This window comes from Pantoea sp., assembly GCF_039594315.1.
Taxonomy (GTDB): Bacteria; Pseudomonadota; Gammaproteobacteria; order Enterobacterales; family Enterobacteriaceae; genus Pantoea.
The window spans coordinates 183,189-207,626 of the sequence record NZ_JBCNNP010000002.1; the positions used below are offsets into that span (position 1 = coordinate 183,189).

A 24,438-nucleotide genomic window follows, 5' to 3' on the forward strand; every position below is an offset into this window, starting at 1 on the left:
TCTATCCATTCTTCGTAGGGTCGCCATTTATGGTGACCTGTTTTTTATTCCGGGGAGGCCATTGTGTTCCTGCCACAAGAAATTATTCGTAAAAAACGCGACGGCCACGCACTGAGCGAAGCGGAAATCCGCTTCTTCATCAACGGCGTGCGCGACAACAGCGTTTCAGAAGGGCAAATTGCCGCACTGGCGATGACCATCTATTTCCACGACATGTCGCTTGAAGAGCGTGTGGCGTTGACCATGGCAATGCGCGATTCAGGCACGGTGCTGAACTGGAAATCACTCAACCTCAACGGCCCGATTGTTGATAAACACTCGACCGGCGGCGTGGGCGATGTCACCTCACTGATGCTCGGCCCAATGGTGGCGGCGTGCGGCGGCTATGTGCCGATGATCTCCGGTCGCGGCCTCGGTCATACCGGCGGAACGCTGGATAAACTCGAAGCGATTCCAGGCTTCGACATCTTCCCGAGCGACGATCGTTTCCGCCAAATCATTAAAGACGTTGGCATCGCGATTATTGGTCAAACCAACTCGCTGGCACCGGCTGATAAGCGTTTCTATGCCACGCGCGATATCACCGCCACCGTCGATTCTATTCCGTTGATCACTGCGTCGATCCTCGCCAAGAAACTGGCGGAAGGATTGGATGCTTTAGTGATGGACGTCAAAGTCGGTTCTGGCGCTTTCATGCCAACCTTCGAGGCTTCGGAAAATCTGGCGCAGGCGATTGTCGGCGTTGCCAACGGCGCGGGTTGCAAAACTACCGCGCTACTCACCGACATGAACCAGGTGCTGGCATCGACTGCCGGTAATGCGCTGGAAGTGCGTGAGGCGGTGCAATTCCTCACCGGTGAAGCGCGTAATCCACGTCTGCTGGAAGTGACGATGGCGCTGTGCTCGGAAATGCTGATTTCCGGCAAACTGGCCGATAACGACGCCGACGCGCGGCAGAAATTGCAGCAAGTATTGGATAACGGTAAAGCGGCAGAAGTGTTTGCGCGCATGGTGGCGGCGCAAAATGGCCCGGTGGATTTCATCGAGCGCATGGACAGCTATTTGCCGGCGCCGATGTTGAGCAAAGCGGTGTACGCCGACCACGCAGGCATTGTCAGCGCGATGGATACCCGTGCGCTGGGCATGGCGGTGGTATCGCTTGGCGGTGGCCGCCAGCGTGCCAGCGACAGCATCGATTACAGCGTGGGTTTGAGCGATATGATCACGCTCGGCACGCCGGTTGATGCGCAGCGTCCGCTGGCGGTGATTCACGCCGCTACCGAAAAACAGTGGCAGCAAGCGGCGGCGGCCGTGAAATCCGCCATCACCTTAAGTGATAAAGCGCCGGAGATTACGCCAGTCGTTTATCGCCGCGTGACAGAATAACAGCGCTTGTTGGTGCCAGGCAGCGGCCATTCGGGTATACTGATCTGATCGCTTTTTTTTGACTTGTCATCGCGCATTGCGCAGGAGACTTGCATGAAACGTGCTTTTATTATGGTTCTCGATTCCTTCGGGATCGGTTCCAGCAAAGACGCCGATAAATTCGGTGATGAAGGATCGGACACGCTCGGCCATATCGCCGAAGCGTGTTTCGAAGGCCGCGCCAATGAAGGTCGCGAAGGCCCGCTGCACTTACCTAATCTGACTAAACTGGGACTCGGCAAAGCGGCCGAACTCTCAACCGGACGCTTCCCGCCAGGCCTCGACCCTAACGCGGAAATCATCGGTGCGTATGCGTACGCCAGCGAGATGTCGTCGGGCAAAGATACGCCGTCAGGTCACTGGGAAATCGCTGGCGTGCCAGTGCTGTTTGATTGGGGCTACTTCAGCGACAAGCAAAACAGCTTCCCGCAGGAATTGCTGGATGTGCTGGTGAAACGTGCCGATCTGCCGGGCTATCTCGGCAACTGCCACTCATCCGGTACCGTGATTCTTGATGAGCTGGGTGAAGAGCACATGAAATCCGGTAAGCCGATTTTCTACACTTCGGCGGATTCGGTGTTCCAGATTGCCTGTCACGAAGAGACCTTTGGCCTTGATCGCTTATATGAACTGTGTGAAATCGCCCGCGAAGAGCTGACCAATGGCGGCTACAACATTGGCCGCGTGATTGCGCGTCCGTTTGTTGGCGACAAATCGGGTCACTTCGAGCGTACCGGCAACCGTCACGATCTGGCCGTAGAACCGCCAGCGCCAACCATGCTGAAAAAACTGGTAGACGAGAAGGGCGGCGAAGTGATTTCGGTAGGTAAAATCGCCGATATCTACGCTGAGCAAGGCATCACGCAGAAGGTCAAAGCCACCGGCTTAGACGCGCTGTTCAACGCTACGATTGAGCAGATGAAGAAAGCGCCGGACAACTCGATTGTGTTCACTAACTTCGTTGATTTCGACTCAACGTGGGGACATCGTCGTGATATCGCCGGTTATGCGGGCGGATTGGAGTTCTTTGATCGTCGCTTGCCAGAGCTGATGGAATTGGTGAAAGAGGGCGATATTCTGATCCTCACCGCCGATCACGGCTGCGATCCAAGCTGGCCGGGCACTGAACACACGCGCGAGCACATTCCAATTCTGATCTACGGCCCAAATGTGAAGCCGGGATCGCTGGGCTATCGCGATACCTTCGCCGATATCGGCCAGACCATCGCCAACTATTTCGGCCTGTCCAGCATGGACTACGGTCAGAGCATGCTGTAAAACAGCGCCCCCACTTTTATAAGGAAAATAATCATGGCAACGCCTCATATTAATGCAGAAATGGGTGATTTCGCGGACGTGGTATTGATGCCAGGCGATCCGCTGCGCGCTAAGCACATTGCTGAAACCTTCCTTGAAAATGCCGTGGAAGTGAACAACGTGCGCGGCATGTTGGGTTACACCGGCACCTATAAAGGCCGCAAGATCTCAGTAATGGGTCACGGCATGGGCATTCCTTCTTGCTCGATCTACACCAAAGAGCTGATCACCGATTTCGGCGTGAAGAAGATCATCCGTGTCGGTTCATGCGGCGCAGTGCGTCCAGATGTGAAACTGCGTGACGTGGTGATCGGCATGGGCGCATGTACCGATTCCAAAGTGAACCGCATGCGTTTCAAAGATCACGATTTCGCCGCGATTGCTGACTTCGATATGGTGCGTCATGCCGTCGATGCCGCGAAAGCGCTGGGCGTCGATGCTCGCGTGGGTAACCTATTCTCGGCAGAGCTGTTCTACACGCCAGATCCACAGATGTTCGACGTGATGGAGAAGTACGGCATTCTGGGCGTGGAAATGGAAGCCGCCGGTATTTACGGTGTGGCCGCCGAGTTTGGCGCTAAAGCGCTGACCATTTGTACCGTGTCGGATCATATCCGTACTCACGAGCAAACCACCGCCGCTGAGCGTCAGACCACCTTCAACGATATGATTAAGATCGCGCTGGAGTCGGTGCTGTTGGGGGATTAATTTCCGCCTAATTTCCAGGTCACCATAAATGGCGACCCTACAAACATTTGCCACTGTAGGGTCGCCATTTATGGTGACCTGGATTCCTTCCCGTAAACATCTGACACACTTTTACCCAAGCTTGTGCATCTTCGTGCTGGCTCTAAAACAATCTCTGCTTATCATTAGCGTGATAACAAAGAGACTAAGCCCACCTGATGAATTTCCGTAATTTCGAAGCAGAAGAAAAGCTGTTTGCCCGCCGTGCGATTGTTGCCTTTGCCCTGGTTGTCATCTGCTTTACCATTCTTGGCGTCAACCTGTATCGCTTGCAGGTCGATCAGCACAGCTATTACCAAACGCGATCCAACGAAAACGACATCAAAATGATCCCCATCGCGCCGACGCGTGGCTTGATCTTTGATCGCAACGGTATTCCGCTAGTGCGAAACGTCAGTTGGTACGACATCCACATCACGCCGTACAAAATCGACAACATGCAGGAAACGCTGAAAGAGCTGACACCGATTGTCGATTTAACCCCAGAAGAGATCGATACCTTCGAGCACGAACTCAAGCAAAACAGCCGTTACAAGCCGGTGGAACTGAAAGCGGAACTGACTGACGAAGAGGTGGCGCGCTTCGCCGTCAATCAATTCCGCTTTACCGGCGTCACCGTCGATACCTATCAGGATCGCGAATATCCGTACGGTGCTGACCTGGCGCACGTGCTCGGTTATGTGTCGAAAATCAACGATAACGACTTCAAACGCCTGAATGCTGAAGGTGTCGGCGAAAACTACGCCGCCGATCACAACATCGGCAAGCAGGGCATTGAAGGCTATTACGAATCGCTGCTGCACGGCAAAACCGGCTATCAGGAAGTGGAAGTGGATAACCACGGTCGCATCGTGCGCGTGCTGAAAGAAGTGCCGCCGGTCGCCGGACAAAACATCACGCTGACGCTGGATCTGCATTTACAGCAATACGTTGAAAGCCAACTCGCCGGGCAGCGAGCGGCGGCGTTGATTGAAGATCCGCACGATGGCAGCGTGCTAGCGATGGTTTCCGCACCCAGCTACGATCCCAATCCGTTCGTTAAAGGCATCAGCTACAAAGCCTACAAAACGCTGTTGCAGGATAAAGATCTGCCGCTGATCAACCGCGTTACGCAAGGCTTGTATCCGCCTGCGTCTACGGTCAAACCGTATATGGCGATGTCGGCGTTGCTGACCAAAGTGATCACCCCAAGCTTCACCCTGTTCGGCGCGCCGACCTGGACGCTGCCGGGCACCGATCGTAAATATCGCGACTGGAAAAAAACCGGTCACGGTATGCTCGACGTGACCAAAGCCATCGAAGAATCCGCCGACAGCTTCTTCTATCAGGTAGCGTTCATGATGGGCATCGATCGCATTCACACCATGCTAAGCCAGTTTGGCTACGGCAAATCCACCGGTATCGATTTGAATGAGGAGTACGCCGGATTACTGCCAAGCCGTGAATGGAAGCAAAAAGTGCATAAAAAGGTGTGGTATCAGGGCGATACGGTTTCGGTCGGCATTGGACAAGGTTATTGGGTAGCAACGCCGATTCAGATGGTGAAAGCGCTGGTGGCGTTGATTAACAATGGTCGGGTGATCAATCCGCATCTGCTGGAGAAGTCACAGCGCGGCACCACGGTGGTGCCGTATCAGGCCAAATTACCGCAACCGCAGATTGGCGATGCCAAATCACCGTATTGGTCGCTGGTGCGTCACGCGATGTTTGGTATGGCGAATGCGCCAAACGGTACCGGCTACAAATATTTCCACACCGCGCCGTACGGCATTGCGGCGAAATCAGGCACATCGCAGGTGTTCAGCCTGAAGCAAAACCAGATCTACAACGCCAAAATGACGCCAATGCGCCTGCGCGATCACATCTTCTACACCGCATTTGCGCCGTTTAACGATCCGAAAGTGGCGGTGGCGCTGATTCTGGAGAACGGTGGTAATGAAGGTGTCACCGCCGCGCCGCTGATGCGTAATATCCTCGACCACATCTTTGTGCCGCCGCCCGCCGAGCCGCCAATGGCGACCGCGGCGCAATAATGTTTAGCGGAAGAACACGCGGTTGCGGCCGTGATTTTTCGCGTCATACAGCGCGACATCGGCATTGTTATACAGCGTTTCGAAATCCGAGCCGGGCTTACCGTAGCTAACGCCGAGGCTGGCGGTCACCAGTTGGCCCGGCAGCACGGCGAGCGGTGAAGCGTTGAGCGAGGCGTGAATCGCGCCCGCCACAATCACCGCATCCGATAAACGATAATGCGGCAGCAGCACGGTAAACTCTTCGCCGCCAATCCTGCCGATGCTGGCATCTTCCGGGCAATGCGCCTGAATACGCGACACCAAGCCACAAATCACTTTGTCGCCCATCGGATGACCATATTCATCGTTAATACGCTTGAAGTGGTCAATATCCAGAATGATCAACGCCGCCGCGCCATTGCTCAGCGTTTGCGTGATGCGCTGAATAATCGCGCCGCGATTCCATACCGCCGTCAGCGGATCGTGGCTGGCTTTGTATTCCAGCTCTTGCGCCAGCTGATGCAACTGCTCGTTGACGCGGTTAAGTTCACGCTCGGCGCGGTCGCTGCGCGAAATCATGCGGTAAGTTTCCCGCATCAAGCGCTGATAATGGCGATTAACCATTAACAACGCATCGCGGTAATCCTCGGCGCTGAGTGTGGTTTGAGCCGCCACATCCTGTGAACGATTAAGTACGTCGCTCTCTTCGCGGAACAGCTCGTTGAGATCCATCACGAAGCCATTTCCGCCTGCAACTTCACCTGCAAATCGGTGAAGTCCAGCGCCAGTTCCTGACCGAACTCTTCAGAGACATCATCTTCTTCATCAAAGAACCAATTCAATTCAACTTGATGGCCGTGCTGCGCGCGCTGGTTAAACAGATCGAACAGGCTAAACAGCATCTTGGTGCTGGAGCTGTTGAAATAGCGCAGGGCGATATCTACGGCGATCGGGCCAGTGGCCGCTGGCTGCCAGTTCTCTAATGCATCCAGCAACGGGCGATAAAACGCCGCAGCGTTTTCCGGCCAGGATTCACCGCGCAGCGAAAAGTGTGCGGTTTCAAAATCGAAATTAACGTCGGGCGTGCTCTCTGTGGCAGCAATAACAAGGTTTTGCATAAGTACATCAATCCTGGTGAATGGTGGCTTTGAGCCAAAACGTGGCGTAGCCGTTGGCAGCCAACGGACGCAGTTCATACTCCAGCGGTTCGCTGACGTCACGCGCCAGCGTTAATAATCCAATATTGGCCCCTTTGCTGGTGGCGGGGCTCTCGGTGCGCAGGCCAACGCGGTAAGCCTGCTTAATCTCTTCATTACTCATGGTGCGCAGCAAATCGAGCCAATAACGCAATTGCTCGCAGGCGACTTCATCCACCTGATTGCTGCTTTCCAACACGTAGTTATCGCCTTCAACGTGCAGCGTCACGGTGCCGAAACGAAAATCCTGCTCGGCGTGGCTGGTGCTGCGGCTGTCCTGCGAGTAGCGCAAAATGTTCTGAACGATTTCAACAAAGCTGGAGAACAAGCGGCGGCGCACTTTAACCGGCGCCTGCTGGTTCTCCAGAAAGACCTTAATTACTTCGCCCATCGCGGTGATGTTCTGTGGCGAAAAAAGGCCGGTGTAATGCAGCGCGACGCTTTCCGGCGGGACGCGGCTGACGCTTGAACCTGAGTTCATAACACGCACTCTAATAACGGAAGCCAAACCAGGTGACGTCATCGCGTCGCGGCTGGTTGCCTTGCCAACGTAGAAATTCCTGCTCAAATGCTGCGGAAAGTGCCGGCATCGACAGAGTTTGATATTGATTAACCAGCGACTGAATGCGCTTTTTGCCAAACATAATCTGGCGTTCGCCGCCAGGCTGATCGGTCACGCCATCGGTCATCACCAGCAGCATATCGCCGGCATTGAGCGTGCGCTGTTGCTGCGGCCAGACGTAATCATGCGGCGTGTCGGTATAGCCCACGCCAACGCGATCGGCTTTCAGTGATTCCGCTTCACCGTTAGCCGCATGCAGTAAGGCATGCATGCGCGCGCTCGACCAATAAAGCTGGTGATTTTCGCTATCCAGACGCAACGCGATGGCATCGCATCCGTCGTTCGACAGCGACGTTTGTTGCGAGGCATTCAATTGCCCCAGGGTTTGTTTGATATGACGATTAAGCGATTGCAGCACATCGGACGGTTCACGGCGGTTTTGCTGCAAGGCATTTTCCAATGCCGATTGCAGAATCACCGTCATAAACGCGCCGGGAATGCCGTGGCCGGTGCAGTCGGCAATCAATGCCAGCCAGCCGTGTTCATCCTGATGGAAGGCGTAATAGTCGCCGCCAACGCCGTCGCGCGGCTGCCAGTGCAGACACCAATCGGTGAGCTGCTGCGCCATCTGTTGCGTGGATCGATCAAGCATCGCGTCCTGAATCACGCGGGCGTAATCAATGCTCTGCAAAATTTGTTGATGTTGCTGATGCTGCAAATCCGACACGGTGCGGATCAGGTCGATACCCAAACCAATGCCGATATAGCGGCCTTGATCGGTGAGGATAAAACCGTCGGTCACCGACTTATCACCGCTCGCTACCACTTGCTGCGCCACGCGATCAAGCTCGGTTTCAGCTTCGATCACCAGCGGCTCTTTGTCCATAAAGGCGATGCAGCTTTTACGGTCGTAAAGTTCGCGGAAAAACGGGCGCGACATCTGCGACAGGAAAATATGGCGGTTGATCATGCCGAACGGCGTACCGTTCTCGACCACCGGCAAACCAATCAGATCTTTGTGTTCAGTAAACAACGCCATCACCGCAGTGTTGTCCATGGCTGGACTGACAAAAGGCACCGCAATGCACAGCGATCGCGCGCGGGAACGACTCGATAGCGAGGCAAGGCCTGCGCGTAAATCAGGCAGTTGCATAGGGGATTCTGGCGTTGATTAAGAATTATCTTAGATTACTGCACTGCTGTGACATTTTTATGTCACAGCAGTGTGATTCCATAGGGTCGCCATTTATGGTGACCTGTAAAAAATTACTCTTCTTTCAATGCTTCAGTAACGTGGCCAATCGCGCGAACCACTTCGCTGGAACTGCCGCGAATATCCGCCATCATGCCGCCAGCTTCTTGTGCTAATACCACGCCCTGATCGGCGCGTTTCAGGTTAGATGCAATCCCTTTCAACGCTTTTTCCGCCAAAGTATGGTTGTGTTGCACCATGTTCTCAATTTCGGTGGTGGCGCGGTTGATGTTCGCCGCCAGGGTACGCACTTCATTGGCGACCACGGCAAAACTGCGGCCGTGTTGACCGGCGCGCGCCGCTTCCACCGCGGCGTTGAGCGCCAGTAAATTGGTTTGATCGGCGATGCGGCGAATGCTCTCAACAATCGCGCCAATGCGATCGGATGATTCGCTCAGGTTACTGATATCGCCGGAAATACCGTGCAGTTCACCGGCCAAATCATTCATGGTTTGCACGCTGTTTTCGATCACCGTCGCGCCCAAACGCGTGCTTTCGCTGGTTTGCAGCGCGGTTTGATACGCTTGCTGCGCCGCTTCACGTTCCTGATGGTTTTTCTCCACCTGCGCGGTGACATCGGTGGCGAACTTCACCACTTTGTACAGCTCGCCAGCTTCGTTGAATACCGGGTTATAGGTGGCGCGCAGCCACACGGTTTGGCCGCGTTTATTCACGCGCTGGAACTGGCCGGAGATAAATTCGCCTTGATTCAGCTTGTGCCAGAAACGGCGATATTCGTCGCTCTGCGCGAGCTCCGGCGGACAAAATTGGCTGTGATGCACGCCAATCACTTCATCACTGCGATAACCCATGGTTTTCAGGAAATTATCGTTGGTCATCAGCACTTCGCCTTTGAGGTTGAAGGCGATCACCGCCATCGAACGCTCAATCGCGGTGGTCATGGCGCGCTGCTCCTGTGCATCCATAATGCGCACGGTGATATCGCTCGCCAGTTTGACGATTTTCACCACGCGACCGCTGCGATCCTGCACCGGCACATAATTGGCTTCCAGCCAAATAGGGCGGCTGTGTTTCGCCACGCGCAGGAATTTATCGCTGAAACCTTCACCGCGATTCAGTCGCCGCCAAAAGTCGCGATACTGCGCCGAGTTAATCAAATCGGCGGTGCAGAACATGCTGTGATGCTGCCCAACGATCTCTTTGAGCGTGTAGCCCATGCGTTCCAGAAACAGTTCATTGGCGGTGAGAATGTGGCCTTCCGGTGTGAATTCGACCATAGCGATAGCATCCTGCAACGAATTGAGCGTTGCCATGCTATGGCTGCGTTTTTGCCACGCGAGGCGCGACAGGATTCCCGATGTAATTGTGCTAAACATGGCGGACCTTATTATTGGTATGGGTTGTCAGCACGGTTATCGGCACGAGCGATTAAAAATTCACCGATAACAGCGATAGGTGAATCAATTTTTTACCGGATGGTCTGGAGGTTGCTTTAAAAGGCATCAGTCAGATGATTTTTGCCGAAAAGCGTTTGACGGTGCGGCCTGAGTAGGGTTTAATGCGCCCCGTTGCCCGGATAGCTCAGTCGGTAGAGCAGGGGATTGAAAATCCCCGTGTCCGTGGTTCGATTCCGCGTCCGGGCACCATACATCGAAGCACACTGGTTAGAAGTGAGATCTCTAACGGGTGTCTAAACGAAGGTGGTGTTCAAGCAACGTTGGCTGCATGTGTAAGATGCACCATCCAAGATTGAATGTATAAACCTTCAAGAAAGGGTACCAGTTACAGCTGGTGCCCTTTTCTCGTTGGCGTAAATAATTGCAATCATTGTTGCATCTGTCAACAAAACCTCGATTTTCGAACGATTTGACTATCGTTCTTCCCCGACAAGGCAAGCCGCTTAGGTTAAAAATCAATTCTGCTTTTTTTCTTTAAACTCCTTGAGAAGCACTTAGCTTTAAGCAAGTAAATGGATGTAATTTATCAATTAATTGACGTACCAGCCCTTTAACCAGACTGGCACGGTATTTCCATTTTTGACGTTGTTACAATTTGATATTGATTATGATGGGAAGGTATAACTGTATTTTTCTTACTTACTCTAGGTGATATGAACGTAAACTTGCCCTTTTAATCTAGCGAGGCTGCGGCAGCATCGTTCTTCACCCTTTTCAGACTTTAGATCTTCTAGCGCGGAAGTTTTCCTTACGGAGGCTGAGGATCTACCTAATCAGGAATGAACCCAACGGCACTCTGCTTCAGAATCAGGGGTAGTCTTCGCTGGAGCCATGCGTGCTTGAGGCTGCAAATCTTGAACAAAGTTCAGGCCACCTTCAGAGAGTGGACGAACTAAGTTGCGGTCAAACATCGAGAACAGGGCCACTGTGTATGGCCGGGCGAAGTGACTATTTAACGCTGCTTCATTTCGCCATACTTCATAGAGCACATAGCTGCGCTCTGTACCGAGAACTTTATGGATATTAAAGGTGATGTTGCCAGGCTCCAAACGCGAGCACGTTACAGAACGATGGAAAACTTTCTCAAATTCAGCCTCGGCACCAGGCTTCACCTCTAAATTAACGACTATTGCAACCTCACCGTTTGGGCTTGGGTGAAGCTTTATTTGTGCCATTGCTGCCTGAGACGTAATTAATGTTGTTGCAGCAATCAGCGCACCCAAAGCATATGTCTTAATTTTACTCATTATGATTATCCAATAATTTGGAGTGAATATATACGAATTGGTTCATCGCAGCTTTCTCAATAAAATAAGAAGCTTTTGTTTTTCCACGGAGGCAATAGTGAGATGTTTTCCCGGATTCTGTATTCATTGGTTCAGGGCAATTCTAAATCTTACGGCGCTTGCAAACAAGTACGCACAATTCTGTGCTCTAGTCACATTTTTGATACTATAGTGGTAAAGGAATTAGACAAAGCTAAATGCGAGGTTAGGTTTTCCGACCTTCAGGCGTGAATCGGAGAACGTCATTGTAGGAAAGTAAAAGCACTTAATCTTTTTAATTTTTTTTTAATAACGTGGCTCGTGAATAAAAGTTAAGGCCCAGTTTACTGAGCCGATATAATATTTAAGGTTTTACAAGTGTCCCTTTTGCACCATGGGGTTCAGAGCGCAAATATTGCGGAGGTGCCTGAACCTTAGCATCGAGTGCAGCGGCAGCTTGCCATGGCCAGTGTGGGTTATAGAGCACTGAGCGCCCCAATGCGACAAGGTCTGCATCCCCTTGTATCAACACATTTTCGGCCTGCTGTGGCTCGGTGATCAGACCAACACCCATGACTGGGATTTTGACCTTCTGACGAATATTGCGTGCAAACTGAAGCTGATAGCCAGGTTCTACAACAATGTTTTGTTGTGGGGAAAGCCCACCGCTGGAGACATGCAGATAATCACAGCCCATCAGTTCCAGTTGCTCAGAAAACACGATGGATTGCTCAACATCCCAGCCGCCATCAATCCAGTCCGTAGCGGAGAGACGTACGCCAACCGGAATCGCAGATGGAATAGCGGCGCGTACTGCTGCGAATACTTCCAGTGGGAAACGTAAACGATTTTCCAGCGAACCACCATATTGGTCCTCTCGCTGGTTACTCAGCGGTGACAAGAACTGGTGCAACAAATAACCGTGCGCAGCATGGAGCTCGATCAGTTCAATACCCAAGCGCACGGCACGCTTCGCGCTTTCAACAAACGCCTGTTTGATACGCTCCAGTCCCGCTTCGTCCAGTGACTCTGGTGTTTCTTCTTGTTCAGCAAAACTCAGAGCCGAAGGGGCTACGGTTTGCCAGCCTCCATCACTCTTTTGAAGTTTATGCCCTCCCACCCATGGCTTATGGCAGGAAGCTTTGCGGCCCGCATGACCGAGTTGCATCCCCAGACGAATTGGCGACCAGGTGCGGATATCAGACACTAAGCGATGTAATGCGGCCTCTGTTTCATCATCCCAGAGCCCTAAGTCTCCCGTCGATATACGACCAACCGGCTCAACGGCGACCGCCTCCAGAATCAGCAATCCTGCTCCAGACATTGCCAGAGAACCATAATGGATTTGGTGCCAGCTGCTGGCGTGTCCATTTTCAGCAGAATATTGGCACATCGGTGCGATTACTATGCGGTTATCAAGCTCAAGTTCCCCGATTTTTGACGCACTAAATAACAGACTCATTTCTATCCCTCAATATTGGTTACTGCAGCGATACAATGACTTCTCTTCAGATACTTCTTCAAATAGAGCTGAAGATGTATCATAGACAACTGGCATTGCTGCTCTCATTAAGCTTTACACATTCTGACTGCGTCTGATAAAGCAATACATGCTCTTTGCTTAACCAAACGATAAAATGATTGAAACCTGAATAGCAACTTCTCACCGGCTCCTGATTCAGGCTAACTCTTCGAATAATAGTTTTCCAGATAATAACGTAACCGATAATATCTGGTCAGTTGGCAAGCAACTGACACTTGCCACAACTCAACTGAGTTGACCTATTATTTAATAACACTCAATTAGTTTGAAAAAAAGATTTAATTCCCATCCAAAATAATTGATATTACATTTTTTAACTGAGGATGGATGCCATGAACAATCTCTTTAAATCTGCTCTTTTTCCCTTACTATTACTGAGCTCTACCTATGTATTAGCATCAGGACCAGACTTTAATCGCAATCTTCCCCAGGAAAATGCAAACCGGGAAGTAGTCATCAAGTTTTATGAACTTTTTTTTAACGAGCATAATGTGGCAGAAGCATCTGAGCTGGTTTCAGATAATTATCGTCAGCATAATCCTCATGTACCCGACGGCAAAAAACCTTTCGTAGAATTTTTCTCTGATTTCTTCAAACATAACCCTAAGTCTCATGCCCGAATTTTACGAAGCGCGACCAATGGTGACCTGGTTTGGCTTCATGTGCATTCAACCAATGGCGAGAAAGATCGCGGGCGTTCTGTCGTTGACATTTTTAAAGTTAAAAACGGGAAAATCACAGAACACTGGGACGTAATTCAGAATGTGCCTGAAAAGGCAGAAAATGATAACACCATGTTTTGAATAAAAAAACACACCATTAAACCTTGAAGCCATTCAGACTTCACTTGATCAGCCAGCCAACCACAGATACGCAAAACAAAGTTTTTGGCGCCAAAATACTGCCTCAAATGAAGCAGTATTTCGCTACAAACCGAATAATGCTCAGACCTGTCCCCGGTTGAGATAATAAGGTATCAAGTGAAGTCTGAAAGAACAGCTTGGACCAATTCGAAATACAGCTCGGATAAATTTCATTAATTAAATCAACTCATTGATATTAATGGAAAATATATGTCTTTAAACCGTCTCTGACGTCATGGTTTCATCAAGACCCTGCGCCTCAAGTCGGAATTTCAGGATTGCTTCCTCATGAACTGCTCCCCATTCACGCATTGCATTGATCAGAGGAACTAACGTTTTCCCCAGTTCGGTGAGTGAATATTCGACCTTTGGGGGGACTTCGCGATAGATCTCCCTGTGTATAACCCGGTCAGTTTCCAGCTCTCTGAGCTGCAGCGTAAGCATTCGCTGAGTCACTTCTGGCACCAGACGTCTCAACTCATTAAATCGTTTTGTCCCGGACATAAGGTGAAAGAGGATAAGTGCCTTCCACTTACCTCCAATTACGTCGACTGTAAACGTCACCGGACAGGCAAAGGCTTCAACCTCGCAATTAGCAGTGCCGAGTTTCATAGGCATCTCCACAGTATAAAAAATGTAACTAGTGCACATAATTGTGCGTACTTGTTTATTAATACTGCACAACCTAACATATTTCTTACTGGACGTACACGGAACCTCTCGAAGAGAGTAAGTTTTAAAAAGAGACTTAAAATCATGATGTTATAGATAACATCGGTTTCAATATCGCTCTTTTAAGCATGGTTGCTGAGGAATACTAATTCTCCTGCACAGAAGCTGATCGCATCGATTCTGCTATCTCTGGCGCAACAGGAAAGTATTTGATTCTCACAACTGAACGCCTGACTCTCGGCGAGAAATTTGCTGACCGAGAGCAATACGAATAGATGCGGAACAGATAACTCGTCATCGTCCGATTAGCTCTACCCGTTGCGCCATATCAATCATCATCGTTAAAGAGATATTGCAAATGTACAAAGCTATAGGTTACGCAGCACAAACGGCTACAGCACCACTTGCCCCGATGGCCTTTAATCGCCGGAGCCCTCGGCCAGACGACGTGGCTATCGAAATCCTTTACTGTGGTGTTTGCCACTCCGATATTCATCTGGCCCGAAACGAATGGGGCATGTCGGTTTACCCGTTGATGCCAGGCCATGAAATTGTCGGCACAGTCACCGAAGTCGGTGAAAAAGTCACTAAGCATAAAGTAGGTGATTTGGTCGGTGTCGGTTGCATGGTTGATTCCTGCCGCCATTGCGAAGCCTGCGCTGCAGATCTGGAGCAATACTGCCTGGAAGGCCCGACCCTGACCTATGCCAGCCCGGACCGTGTTGATGGCTCAATTACTATGGGCGGCTATTCCAGCAGCATTGTAGTCAGCGAACACTTTGTCGTACGTATTCCTGAGAAACTTGACCCGGCGACTGCCGCACCAATTCTTTGTGCGGGTATTACAACCTACTCCCCCTTGAAGCACTACGGCGTTAAGCCGGGCGATAAGGTAGGTATTCTGGGCATGGGTGGACTTGGCCATATGGGCATCAAGTTCGCTAAGGCTTTGGGGGCAGAGGTAACACTGTTTACCCGTTCAGCGAGTAAAGCTGAAGAGGCCCGCCGTCAGGGAGCTGATCACGTAATCGTATCGACTGACGCTGAACAAATGGAAGCAGCTGCCGGGCATTTCGATTTTCTGCTGGACACTATCCCTGTTCAGCATGATTTAAACCCATACCTACAAACTCTGCGTTTCGATGGCGTTCACATTTTAGTGGGGCTGGTCGAGCCGATTGAACCTGCACTTCATGCGGGCAACCTGGTTATGAATCGCCGCGTACTGGCGGGCTCTCTAATCGGTGGCATTGCGGAAACCCAGGAAGTTTTGGAATTTTGCGCAGAACACAATATCAGCTGCGATATTGAAATGCTTGATATTAAAAACATCAACGAGGCTTACAGTCGCATGATTGCCGGGGATGTGAAGTATCGCTTCGTCATTGATATGGCCACGTTAAAGGCATAAATACAGACAATCCGCTTGCTCAACAGATTTAACGGATTAGTCAGTTAACAGATTCTCAGCATTGCGTTTGTCGACGACCCCAACACCACCGGTGTTGCTATGTCCGTTCACCACGCTTTGTGGAATAACCGACTAGGGCTATGGGAAACCATTTTCATGGCCTTCTAATTATATAAATGCATTTTTTTATGGCCTGTTATGACAGCGCCAGGGAACACTTTTATGTCTAAAAAATACAATTTGGCCTTTTCAGCTTTGGCGCTCGCCATTGCCATTTCAGGCGAAAGCAGCTTCGCCGCAGATGTCCGTCCACTTCCGGCGAATGCACCTATCGAGAAAACTACTGGTCAGCTTGAGCAGGTATTTGCTTTCCACAATGCGATGCCGACCGGCGTTACCGTCACCGAAACTGGCCGTATTTTCGTAAACTACCCAAAATGGGGCGATGATGTAAAATTCACCGTTGCTGAAATTCGCAACGGCAAGGAAGTCGCGTATCCAGACGCGGCGTTCAATCGTGAAAATGACAAAGATCCTGCTAAAGGTCTAATTAGCGTACAAAGCGTGGTCGCCGATGGTAAAGGTCGTGTCTGGTTGCTGGATACCGCAGCTCCGAGTTTCTCCACGCCCAAAAAAGGCGGGGCTAAGTTAGTCGCAGTGGATCTTGCCACCAACAAGATTGTCAAAACGTTAGTCTTCCCACCAAACGTAATGCTGGCAAGTACATACGTAAATGACATGCGATTCGATTTCCGCATCGGCAAAGAAGGAACCGTTTACGTCACTGATTCATCGGTATCTGGTCCTGGCGCCATTATCGTAATGGACATTGCTACCGGTAAGGCAGTACGTCGCTTGAGCGGAGCAAAATCAACAACACCTGATCCTGATTTTATTCCGGTTGTGGAAGGAAAACAGGCGCTGCTGACCAAAGGTGCAGACGGAAAACTTAAGTCGCTGGGCATAGCCTCTGACGGTATTGCTCTGTCAGCGGACGGCAAAACTCTGTACTTCTGTCCTTTATCCAGCCGTCACCTATATTCAGTATCAACAGACTTACTACGTGACGAGAACATCAACGATGCACAACTCGCCGCAGCTGTGAAAGATCTTGGAGAAAAAGGTGCCTCCGATGGTCTGGAAGCTGATGCCAACGGTGCCGTGTACGCGAGCGATTATGAACACAACGGCATCCGTAAGCGTATGGCGGACGGAAGCTGGCAGACAATTGTTCACGATCCACGAGTTCTTTGGCCGGATACTCTGTCGATTGGTCCTGACGGCTATCTGTACTTCACAGCTAACCAGGTTCAACGCCAGCCAGGCTTCAATAATGGTAAAGATATGCGCGAGAAACCTTATAGCCTGATGCGTGTTAAAATCGATGCAGCGCCAGCTCCAACTCATTGATAAGATAAAACTTTACTTTTTGAAGACTTAATAATTGTTAAGCATCCAGTCTGGATGCTTAACATCAACCTAATGAAATTAAGGGCTTGGTAATGAAATACCTGCACACGATGGTCCGCGTTAAAGATCTTGAGAAAACTAAGCACTTTTTTGGTCTGCTGGGTCTCGAAGAGATTCAACGCATAGATAACGAAAAAGGCCGGTTTACGCTGCTCTATATGGCCGCGCCGGGCCAGCATGAGGCGTCAGTCGAACTGACATGGAACTGGGATGGGGATGAAGGTTTACCTTCAGATAGTCGACATTTCGGGCATCTCGCCTATGAATGCGAAGACATCTATGCTCTTTGTTCACATCTTGCAGCGAATGGCGTTGTAATTAATAGACCTCCTCGGGATGGCTACATGGCTTTTGTACGCAGCCCTGATAATATTTCCATTGAACTGCTTCAAAAAGGAGAACCACTGGAAGCCTGTGAGCCTTGGATATCGATGAAAAATGAGGGGCATTGGTGAGTATCTGCACCAGCATTTAAATTATTTGTAGAGATATCAATAAGCTCATAGACATTTATCAGCGATAGAAATTCGTATATTTAATGCATTAATTGTGGTGCTCTACGATGATAATTACTCAGCTACGCAACATACATCTGGAATATATAGCGTAGCTGGAAATTTATCTGGATAAATTCTTATCCAAATACAACCCCAATTCGGATTCCAACGTTCTGCAAGTCACGTCTAAATTGATATCTATATATTCCATCGTGGTTGTGACACTTCGATGCCCCAACAATCCTTTGACCATTTGTAAGTTACGATCGGGTGATTTCATCAGCTCTGTGGCGAGTGTATGCCGAAAGCGATGAGGTGAAACTGCAAATCCACATTCTTTAGAGAGACGCCGGAAAAACGATTTAACCGGTTGTAATGTAGCGACGGGTGGCAAGTTCTCCCGTTCAAACGCGGTCCAAAGAAATCGATTAACGTCAAAGATAGCATCTCCCGATTCTGCTCCATTTTCTAAAGCTCGACTTACCAGGTACTGAAGTTGTGGTTTGAGAGGGCCTACAATTGGAACGCGCCATTCTCTATGGGTTTTACTGCCATCAAGACGTAGTTCGATCCAGTTTTCTTCAAGATTGACGTCCATAAGTCTTACGTGCATCAGTTGGTTCACACGCATGCCGGTATAGCGAAGCGTGTCTAACACTGCAATCCAAAACCATGCAGGATGTAACGCACAGCGCTTCATTTCAGCAATAGAAAGTTGATGATCCAAGTCAGCATATTGCTGCATCAGGAGATAAACACGAGTCAACTGTGGCCTGGATAATGTCTTCTTACGCTTATTATCCGCTCTCACCAGAACATCGTTGAATGGGTTTTCAGTTTGCGGAATAAGACTCGCTTTCATAGCAAAGTTCATCAGTGCGCGCATATGCGCAACTTTGTTATTCCAGGTTATAGCTGCAGAGCCTTCGACGTTAATCACATGCCGACGCCACTGCTGAACGTCACGACGAGTTATTTCACATGGCTTACGTTCCATGCCGTAATACTTTCTGAAGACATTGACGACTTTTCGGTAACTCCACTCCGTTTGAGGGCGTAGATACTTAACGAAAAAGTATTCATCCAGCAAAAATTCCCAGCTTGTATTGGTATCAACCTGACTCATAACCTTTCCTTCGATCAGCAATTAAAATACCGCCCAAAGGGCAGCAGCTCTCCTCCATACACCTTCCAGAAAAGCGTCAGGGAACCACAAGAAACTGACTGTCATCCGGCACATCAGAACTACGGATGATCATCGTGGATTTGACCAGATAGCCTTTCACGCGTTTATAAGGGCCGTTACGGTCGGCACTGTTGTAGAGAGTGGCAAACGTAAAACGTTTGCCGTTGTTACGCCGATGTCGGTTGAGTCTTTCAAACCCTGCTTGAACGTTTTCACGCTCATCAGCAGACTGACCGGTTTGCTTCAGATATCGATAAAAAATGCCCGGTACAAGCAGGAAAACAAAACCAGCGACCAGTTGCACGCGTGAATCTGCTTCATTGCACGCTATCGTTCCATTTTCGAGACCCTCGACCAGCCATGACCAAAACATCTCGCCAGTCTGTTTCTTAGAAATCTGTGAGGTTGTCTCAGGTGTGACAGGGATCGATTCTGGATCAAGCTGCTGAGTTTGATAACCTTTGTTGACGTATTTTTGATCACTTTCGGAAGATCCGTAGGTCGGCATATCAACACAATCAGAATTGTTCGCAGAGATTCGACTACCATTCTGGATGTGAAATTCATTTATATCAGTGCCATGATCGCTTTTCTTTAAATCGTTGGTGTTGGTTTCGATTTCACCATTAGTTAAATGGCTATTTTTTATAACATCACATTGACTAAAGTATTCCTCGTAAATGGCATCGTCATACTGTTCTGTAGGGATTTGGGCGGGAAACTCACTCACCATTTTCGGATATAAATTTGGATTCATTTTCTCCAAATCTTGGACGTCATTTAATTCGCCTGATAATAATTTCGCCTGCACTTTGTTGAGTAATGCATGGATCTGTTTTTCTGTTGAATTGATTCCGGACAGTTCAAGAAACAGGCAATCTCGTGCATTGGGCTGTTTTTCCAGCCAATTCAACGCGATTTTAGGCAACATGGAGACAGTGAATGCCAATCTGATAACACTTTCTTTAGCTGCTCCTTCTGAATGACGGGTTATTCTGAATCGATATTGCTGATCCGGTGCGCTCGAAATTGGCTGCCAGATATGCCCATCTTCCAGTTCCGCTTCGATGTAGAGCAACTCGGGAACGTGCCAGTAAAGCGCAAGCCAGAACACCACGCAGTTCCAGTGACTGGACTGCGCAGCCTGATCTTCAGGTGCAGCATTGGCAGGAAGCACCATGCCTTTAGATAGCTGTAGCATAGTGACGGTGTGGTACAGAGTGAGATCCAGCAATCCGCCGACTTTGTTCCAACCAGTGATTCGCGCGGCAGGCAAATTTTGATAACGCTCGGCAAGGTTTTGCAGTGGCTCCAGGCAAAATTCGTCATATGCAGATTTAGACAGCAACGAGCTCTGCCAGATTTTTTTGAGCTGTGCCTGACGCGTAGACGTGCTGAGCAACGACTGATGATTTTGCGGTGTGAAGTAGCCTTCTCGTTTAGCCGGTAACGAAGGCTGAAAATTGCTGCGTCTGAACTTGCTTTGTAATTTTGGGAACATGATTCACCTCCAGATCGGAGGCACTATCGTTCCAGGCAGCAAGTAATCACAGCCTAAAATCATTTTTGGAAAATGCGATTAAATTGCCATTAAAAAAGAAACCATCCCCGAAAGGAGATGGTTGGGTTTCAGGCGGCGTCTTCTTCAGCTGCCTCATGAAGCGGTTTCAGCAAGTGCTCGGAAGCTTCACGCGCCATACGGCTCGCACGGAATAACGCTTTTTTATCGGATTTCAGTATCTTCAGCCAGTGATCGATATAGCTGTCGTGCTGCACCTCGCCATATACACCTAAATGCGCGCAAAGGAAGGCACTGCCCAGCTCAGCAATCAACTCTTCAAAAGCATAAACCGGATCGCCAAACTTACGCGATGTAGATGTGATGCCTTCCCGATCCAGGCGGCTGTGATGGCCGGTTGCATGTACCAGTTCATGCAACAAGGTCGAACAAAAGTCTGCTTCGGTGAAAAACTGCTTACGCAGCGGCAAGACGATTTGATCCTTCATCGAGTGGTAATAGGCCCGATTTTGCTCGGAGTAACTGACGCGAACGCCAGATTCACCAGCAATGGTCACAATGTCGTTAAAGATTGGCGCGCTCAACGTATCAACGGATTCATCATCCAGAATCTCAGGCACAGAACCGATGATTTTTTCCGGTAGTCCTTCGCATTGCTCGATATTGAACAGCATTATGCTGCGCAACATGATGCGTTGCTCCATAACCGTTTCACCTTGTGCGTTGGTGCGCGGTTGGCCAGCCTTGTCGGTGGATTCAACCTCAAACGGCTTGAAGAACACCGCGACAGTCGCTTTCTCACCTTTGCGAACGTTGCCACCGGCAGCTTGTGCCTGCTTCCACGTTAGCCAGCGATTGGAATTGAACCCTTGCTCCTCAGCGGACAGCCACAGCAGCATGATGTTGACGCCGTTGTAGTGCCGACCGGTCGATGCATTGGATGGTATTGGTGATTCAGCGAAGCGCTTGCTGTCTCGCCACGGTTTACGCCAGGGTAAAACGCCTCGCTCGATCGACGCGACGATTTTGTCGGTAACTTGCTGGTAGAGATCAACTTGGTTGGTTTGTGACTTACGGGATTTGCGTTTGGTCGGCATGGGATACTCCTTACGTGGCGTATCCCTTCCCGTAATGGCGAAGTGATACGCCACTGGGCAGGTTGAAATTGAGATTGATTACTCGGGGTTATTGAGGATTGCTTCAGGTATTGGCCATTGACCACCTAAGTGCTTAGTTAGCCACTCCTGAACATCAAGCCATTCAGCCAGCGTGCCATCCGATGAGATGTCATAGCAGCCGATGCAAAATCGATGTGCCAGAAGTAGCGTGGCTTTCACCATAAAGTCATAGGGCCGGTCTGGTGACCAGTTGAACGATGTCTTGCAGAATTCACCACCAGACGAATGTTGGCCAAGGAAGAAACTTTCATACTCAAGATTTTCCTTCTCTTCGCCGTTAAAAGAGATAGCGGGTTGTCGAATACCGCTTTGTACCATCAAGTCTGCTGGCTGCAGCAGTGGATAACGGCCATCGCTTGTACATAGCACCAACGGTTGCTTATGGCCGGGAACGTGCCGGTTTTGTATTATCAAAAACACGTTTGATAACTGTACGGTTAAGAGTAACCACTGATCGTTAGGAACAGATTTCAGTTGGGTGTAGCAATGGCAATAGCCCATGGGTAAATCCTCCAGATGTGAAAAAAGGGGATTTATCCGCTAACGGGAGTAAATCCCCGTTAGGGTGGGTAAAGCGTGCCGTGTGGCGAGGTGATGAGAGAACCTTGACCATCGTGGATGGCACCCGCTCTAAAGGTGTGCGGGTATGGGGACCGCCAGTTGGCGCTTCTTTCAGGTCCGTGAAGCTTCAGAGTATAGGGACATTTTGGTATACAATTAATAGTTATTCAAGGATTGTGAGTTTTTTTACTAAAAATTGGGACAGAAATGAGCACATCTATTAACGATTCCATTTGGAAAACACTCCTGACGACAATTACTCCTTTGTGCTTAGGTACGCTTATTTTTGGGATGATGCTTGAGTCATACAAAAATGAATTAAACTTCCGTGGCGATATTATGAAGGATTACTATTCTCCCTTGGTTAATAAACAAAGAGAATGTATTGATATTGGAGATTCACTAGCTAAAGATTACAACTCAATGGCAGGTAACTATGTGGTAATGATGAATCAGTATAAGTTAATGCTGAAGGGGCAGTCACCTAGATTGACAAATGAGTATAAAGAATATTTGGTGGGTCTTTTGAAAAATGCAGGGGATTTTTCTGGTAATGCTGATGAACATAGAAATTCATTATCGAAATGTCGTGATGAACTACATCAAACCTATATAAACGTGGCACTTGTAACAGGAACTTTGGATAATTTCAAAGGCATTGATGACGACAGCAAAATCCGTTTGGAAGGAATTGACATAAAAGGATTTGAAGCAAAGAGAAAATTGAATGAGTCAATAAAGGATATTAATTTAATTCAAGTAATTAATTCATACTTCATAGCTGGTGATGCGGGTGATAAGAGAAATGAAGAAAATGATAACTATACAGATGAGTTGATTACATCAAAAGTTCAGCCGTTAATTGAGTTCTTCTCATTCATAGCGACTCTTGAAAAGGAAAAAAACCAAACCTATTTAACCCTCTCAAATAAGTACAATGCCATTTTAGAATCAGAAATAAGTTCTCGGTACAAAAGAAATTGGTTTTCGAGGGCGTTTTTTTGAACGTTATAAATTATAAACTTTAGAAATATATGCCCCCCTCATATCTCCATGCCCCAAATCCATTGAAACCATCGCCTCAGCTTCTTTCCTGCTGAGGCCATTTTTCATATGCCACTCTGTAGCCTCTCGCGAATACGCATATCTCAGGCTATGCGGTGCTTCTTTGCCTGTAAGCCCAGCTTCTTTAACCACATTGCGGTAGCGGTCGATCGCGCTCCTTAGTCCAGCTTTATCAACCAACTTGCCGCCATGTTCTGACGAATATGCCACTGCTGCATTTAAGCTCCGCACAAGTTCATCACGCCTGACGACCGTTGTGTCTCTCGGTCTGCCGCCTTTTGTACCGAACACCACGCGCAACCGTTCATCTCCGTGCGCCAGAGCCTGCTGCCACGTCTTAAGCGATTTCGCCGACTGTACCGCTTCCTCCGTTCGCAATCCGAGATAACGCGCAATCTCCATCGCCAACGCGACACCTTCATCTTTACTCCGCACGAGGGCGAGCGCCTCGTGAAAGCGCTCGTCCGTAATCGCCGTCTTTGATCCGGCTCGACTGGCACCAGACAGGTTGAGCGCATCGTTACTCAACGTTTCATGCTTCGGATCGGCCAGTTTTGTTCTGCCTGCAGTGGCCAGAATCGCGCGCAGCGCCGCCATTTCGTTCTGCAGCGTGCGTTTTGAAATATCATCCGCCAGGCGACTACGCACGTAATGTTCGATGTGATGGGTTTTGATATGGTGCACATCCCTGATCTGGATGTTAAGTTTTAGCATCTGCTCAGCCAGCCGTGCTGCTATGCGCGAACGATCGGCAACGGTTTTGAAACTGCCGCCAGATTGTCTTGCCAACGTCACCAGCTGTTTGCTGAACTGCTTGTTTCCTCTCGGCATACATCCTCCAAAAAACATCTCTACCCCGACGGCACGGTTTTAGTTTGCGCTTCCTGCGTCTCAGCGGATATCTGTGCATCGGGGCGGCGAAATGTTGAGTTGTTGCGAGGTCTCCACAGCTCTCAGAGCTGATCGCGGCTAATGCCGGTTCCTGATTACTCAGGACGCCTCCGTCCGTCAGGTTCGCTGACGTCGCCTTGATATCGCGTTGATTTCCTCCTCAGATAAGTTGCCAACGTTCACTGAATGTTGGGGCGGTTGATGGTTGTAATAACGGACTACGTGTTGGTCAGACGGTAAGCGTCGTCGCAGAAGGCCGTATTACGTGGTGTTGACGTATACGCGCTGCGCGCGTCACTTGGTTGTTGCTACGCGCCAACGCAAGTGACGCCGCGCAGCTTCTGCCTGTATTTGCGAGGTCCGTTCGTCGCCAAATGTTCCAAATGGC

22 protein-coding genes and 1 tRNA gene are annotated in these 24,438 nt (G+C 49.6%); 10 read left to right on the forward strand and 13 right to left on the reverse strand.

All coding sequences use genetic code 11. The features are described 5' to 3' along the window. Positions 1–63: 63 nt before the first annotated feature. From deoA to mrdA, 4 genes are all read left to right on the forward strand, one after another. Positions 64–1,386, forward strand: coding sequence for a thymidine phosphorylase (gene deoA, locus ABDW13_RS02485; protein ID WP_343550820.1), 1,323 nt, complete (start codon positions 64–66; stop codon positions 1,384–1,386). 93 nt (positions 1,387–1,479) lie between these two features. Beyond that, positions 1,480–2,703 carry a phosphopentomutase gene (gene deoB, locus ABDW13_RS02490; RefSeq protein ID WP_343550821.1) on the forward strand — a complete coding sequence of 408 codons (1,224 nt, stop codon included), beginning with the start codon at positions 1,480–1,482 and terminating at the stop codon, positions 2,701–2,703. Between the two features lie 33 nt (positions 2,704–2,736). Beyond that, positions 2,737–3,450, forward strand: coding sequence for a purine-nucleoside phosphorylase (gene deoD / locus ABDW13_RS02495; RefSeq protein ID WP_343550822.1), 714 nt, complete (start codon positions 2,737–2,739; stop codon positions 3,448–3,450). A 197-nt stretch (positions 3,451–3,647) separates the two neighbouring features. Further along, entirely contained in the window at positions 3,648–5,522 is a 1,875-nt protein-coding gene (mrdA, locus tag ABDW13_RS02500) for a penicillin-binding protein 2 (protein ID WP_343550823.1), read from the forward strand. 3 nt (positions 5,523–5,525) lie between these two features. On the opposite strand, the gene ABDW13_RS02505 is transcribed toward mrdA, so the two are convergent. The 5 genes from ABDW13_RS02505 to ABDW13_RS02525 all read right to left on the reverse strand — a co-directional run bounded on the left by ABDW13_RS02505 (position 5,526) and on the right by ABDW13_RS02525 (position 9,848). Further along, on the reverse strand, positions 5,526–6,233 hold the full coding sequence (locus ABDW13_RS02505) for a GGDEF domain-containing protein (RefSeq protein ID WP_343550934.1): 708 nt from the start codon (positions 6,231–6,233) through the stop codon (positions 5,526–5,528). Beyond that, the gene (locus ABDW13_RS02510; protein WP_343550824.1) at positions 6,233–6,619 is read right to left on the reverse strand and encodes a DUF1987 domain-containing protein; all 387 of its coding nucleotides are present in this window, start codon (positions 6,617–6,619) and stop codon (positions 6,233–6,235) included. The genes ABDW13_RS02505 and ABDW13_RS02510 overlap by 1 nt, the downstream gene beginning before the upstream one ends. 7 nt (positions 6,620–6,626) lie before the next feature. Continuing rightward, positions 6,627–7,178, reverse strand: a complete 552-nt coding sequence (locus ABDW13_RS02515) for a SiaB family protein kinase (RefSeq protein ID WP_343550825.1) — start codon at positions 7,176–7,178, stop codon at positions 6,627–6,629. Positions 7,179–7,188: 10 nt separating this feature from the next. Next, positions 7,189–8,412 carry a SpoIIE family protein phosphatase gene (locus tag ABDW13_RS02520; protein ID WP_343550826.1) on the reverse strand — a complete coding sequence of 408 codons (1,224 nt, stop codon included), beginning with the start codon at positions 8,410–8,412 and terminating at the stop codon, positions 7,189–7,191. 113 nt (positions 8,413–8,525) lie between these two features. Beyond that, positions 8,526–9,848 (reverse strand): PAS domain-containing methyl-accepting chemotaxis protein, encoded by a 1,323-nt coding sequence (locus ABDW13_RS02525; RefSeq protein ID WP_343550827.1) that lies wholly within the window; start codon positions 9,846–9,848, stop codon positions 8,526–8,528. A gap of 194 nt (positions 9,849–10,042) precedes the next feature. Here ABDW13_RS02525 and ABDW13_RS02530 point away from each other — a divergent pair. Beyond that, positions 10,043–10,118 (forward strand) — tRNA-Phe (locus ABDW13_RS02530). Positions 10,119–10,702: 584 nt separating this feature from the next. On the opposite strand, the gene ABDW13_RS02535 is transcribed toward ABDW13_RS02530, so the two are convergent. Both ABDW13_RS02535 and ABDW13_RS02540 read right to left on the reverse strand, forming a co-directional pair. Further along, on the reverse strand, positions 10,703–11,176 hold the full coding sequence (locus ABDW13_RS02535) for an antibiotic biosynthesis monooxygenase family protein (RefSeq protein ID WP_343550828.1): 474 nt from the start codon (positions 11,174–11,176) through the stop codon (positions 10,703–10,705). A 382-nt stretch (positions 11,177–11,558) separates the two neighbouring features. Then, positions 11,559–12,656: an NADH:flavin oxidoreductase/NADH oxidase gene (locus ABDW13_RS02540; protein WP_343550829.1), complete on the reverse strand. Its 1,098-nt coding sequence runs from the start codon at positions 12,654–12,656 to the stop codon at positions 11,559–11,561. 413 nt (positions 12,657–13,069) lie between these two features. On the opposite strand from ABDW13_RS02540, the gene ABDW13_RS02545 reads away from it, so the two are divergent. Then, the gene (locus ABDW13_RS02545; RefSeq protein WP_343550830.1) at positions 13,070–13,540 is read left to right on the forward strand and encodes a nuclear transport factor 2 family protein; all 471 of its coding nucleotides are present in this window, start codon (positions 13,070–13,072) and stop codon (positions 13,538–13,540) included. A gap of 276 nt (positions 13,541–13,816) precedes the next feature. On the opposite strand, the gene ABDW13_RS02550 is transcribed toward ABDW13_RS02545, so the two are convergent. Continuing rightward, positions 13,817–14,212, reverse strand: coding sequence for a helix-turn-helix domain-containing protein (locus ABDW13_RS02550; protein WP_343550831.1), 396 nt, complete (start codon positions 14,210–14,212; stop codon positions 13,817–13,819). Between the two features lie 418 nt (positions 14,213–14,630). Between ABDW13_RS02550 and ABDW13_RS02555 the strand changes: the two genes are divergently transcribed. From ABDW13_RS02555 to ABDW13_RS02565, 3 genes are all read left to right on the forward strand, one after another. Continuing rightward, entirely contained in the window at positions 14,631–15,683 is a 1,053-nt protein-coding gene (locus ABDW13_RS02555; protein WP_343550832.1) for an NAD(P)-dependent alcohol dehydrogenase, read from the forward strand. Between the two features lie 222 nt (positions 15,684–15,905). Beyond that, positions 15,906–17,093 carry an L-dopachrome tautomerase-related protein gene (locus ABDW13_RS02560; protein ID WP_343550833.1) on the forward strand — a complete coding sequence of 396 codons (1,188 nt, stop codon included), beginning with the start codon at positions 15,906–15,908 and terminating at the stop codon, positions 17,091–17,093. Positions 17,094–17,185: 92 nt separating this feature from the next. Beyond that, positions 17,186–17,608, forward strand: a complete 423-nt coding sequence (locus tag ABDW13_RS02565; RefSeq protein ID WP_202987462.1) for a VOC family protein — start codon at positions 17,186–17,188, stop codon at positions 17,606–17,608. A gap of 163 nt (positions 17,609–17,771) precedes the next feature. Here ABDW13_RS02565 and ABDW13_RS02570 read toward each other — a convergent pair whose 3' ends face one another. The 4 genes from ABDW13_RS02570 to ABDW13_RS02585 form a co-directional block, all read right to left on the reverse strand. Further along, positions 17,772–18,776, reverse strand: a complete 1,005-nt coding sequence (locus ABDW13_RS02570) for a site-specific integrase (RefSeq protein WP_343550834.1) — start codon at positions 18,774–18,776, stop codon at positions 17,772–17,774. A gap of 76 nt (positions 18,777–18,852) precedes the next feature. Continuing rightward, on the reverse strand, positions 18,853–20,337 hold the full coding sequence (locus tag ABDW13_RS02575) for a TraI domain-containing protein (RefSeq protein WP_343550835.1): 1,485 nt from the start codon (positions 20,335–20,337) through the stop codon (positions 18,853–18,855). A 128-nt stretch (positions 20,338–20,465) separates the two neighbouring features. Beyond that, positions 20,466–21,452, reverse strand: coding sequence for a zincin-like metallopeptidase domain-containing protein (locus tag ABDW13_RS02580; RefSeq protein WP_343550836.1), 987 nt, complete (start codon positions 21,450–21,452; stop codon positions 20,466–20,468). A 78-nt stretch (positions 21,453–21,530) separates the two neighbouring features. Continuing rightward, positions 21,531–22,034 (reverse strand): hypothetical protein, encoded by a 504-nt coding sequence (locus tag ABDW13_RS02585; protein ID WP_343550837.1) that lies wholly within the window; start codon positions 22,032–22,034, stop codon positions 21,531–21,533. A 267-nt stretch (positions 22,035–22,301) separates the two neighbouring features. Between ABDW13_RS02585 and ABDW13_RS02590 the strand changes: the two genes are divergently transcribed. Further along, positions 22,302–23,099: a hypothetical protein gene (locus tag ABDW13_RS02590; protein WP_343550838.1), complete on the forward strand. Its 798-nt coding sequence runs from the start codon at positions 22,302–22,304 to the stop codon at positions 23,097–23,099. 3 nt (positions 23,100–23,102) lie between these two features. Here the strand turns inward: ABDW13_RS02590 and ABDW13_RS02595 are convergent, their stop codons facing one another. Then, on the reverse strand, positions 23,103–23,990 hold the full coding sequence (locus ABDW13_RS02595; protein ID WP_343550839.1) for an integrase domain-containing protein: 888 nt from the start codon (positions 23,988–23,990) through the stop codon (positions 23,103–23,105). Positions 23,991–24,438 lie beyond the last annotated feature (448 nt).

Coding starts and splice junctions, on each gene's coding strand:
- deoB (WP_343550821.1), top strand. CDS start 1,480: ATGAAACGTGCTTTTATTATGGTTCTCGATTCCTTCGGGATCGGTTCC.
- deoD (WP_343550822.1), top strand. CDS start 2,737: ATGGCAACGCCTCATATTAATGCAGAAATGGGTGATTTCGCGGACGTG.
- mrdA (WP_343550823.1), top strand. CDS start 3,648: ATGAATTTCCGTAATTTCGAAGCAGAAGAAAAGCTGTTTGCCCGCCGT.
- ABDW13_RS02505 (WP_343550934.1), bottom strand. CDS start 6,233: ATGGATCTCAACGAGCTGTTCCGCGAAGAGAGCGACGTACTTAATCGT.
- ABDW13_RS02510 (WP_343550824.1), bottom strand. CDS start 6,619: ATGCAAAACCTTGTTATTGCTGCCACAGAGAGCACGCCCGACGTTAAT.
- ABDW13_RS02515 (WP_343550825.1), bottom strand. CDS start 7,178: ATGAACTCAGGTTCAAGCGTCAGCCGCGTCCCGCCGGAAAGCGTCGCG.
- ABDW13_RS02520 (WP_343550826.1), bottom strand. CDS start 8,412: ATGCAACTGCCTGATTTACGCGCAGGCCTTGCCTCGCTATCGAGTCGT.
- ABDW13_RS02525 (WP_343550827.1), bottom strand. CDS start 9,848: ATGTTTAGCACAATTACATCGGGAATCCTGTCGCGCCTCGCGTGGCAA.
- ABDW13_RS02535 (WP_343550828.1), bottom strand. CDS start 11,176: ATGAGTAAAATTAAGACATATGCTTTGGGTGCGCTGATTGCTGCAACA.
- ABDW13_RS02540 (WP_343550829.1), bottom strand. CDS start 12,656: ATGAGTCTGTTATTTAGTGCGTCAAAAATCGGGGAACTTGAGCTTGAT.
- ABDW13_RS02545 (WP_343550830.1), top strand. CDS start 13,070: ATGAACAATCTCTTTAAATCTGCTCTTTTTCCCTTACTATTACTGAGC.
- ABDW13_RS02550 (WP_343550831.1), bottom strand. CDS start 14,212: ATGAAACTCGGCACTGCTAATTGCGAGGTTGAAGCCTTTGCCTGTCCG.
- ABDW13_RS02555 (WP_343550832.1), top strand. CDS start 14,631: ATGTACAAAGCTATAGGTTACGCAGCACAAACGGCTACAGCACCACTT.
- ABDW13_RS02560 (WP_343550833.1), top strand. CDS start 15,906: ATGTCTAAAAAATACAATTTGGCCTTTTCAGCTTTGGCGCTCGCCATT.
- ABDW13_RS02565 (WP_202987462.1), top strand. CDS start 17,186: ATGAAATACCTGCACACGATGGTCCGCGTTAAAGATCTTGAGAAAACT.
- ABDW13_RS02570 (WP_343550834.1), bottom strand. CDS start 18,776: ATGAGTCAGGTTGATACCAATACAAGCTGGGAATTTTTGCTGGATGAA.
- ABDW13_RS02575 (WP_343550835.1), bottom strand. CDS start 20,337: ATGTTCCCAAAATTACAAAGCAAGTTCAGACGCAGCAATTTTCAGCCT.
- ABDW13_RS02580 (WP_343550836.1), bottom strand. CDS start 21,452: ATGCCGACCAAACGCAAATCCCGTAAGTCACAAACCAACCAAGTTGAT.
- ABDW13_RS02585 (WP_343550837.1), bottom strand. CDS start 22,034: ATGGGCTATTGCCATTGCTACACCCAACTGAAATCTGTTCCTAACGAT.
- ABDW13_RS02590 (WP_343550838.1), top strand. CDS start 22,302: ATGAGCACATCTATTAACGATTCCATTTGGAAAACACTCCTGACGACA.
- ABDW13_RS02595 (WP_343550839.1), bottom strand. CDS start 23,990: ATGCCGAGAGGAAACAAGCAGTTCAGCAAACAGCTGGTGACGTTGGCA.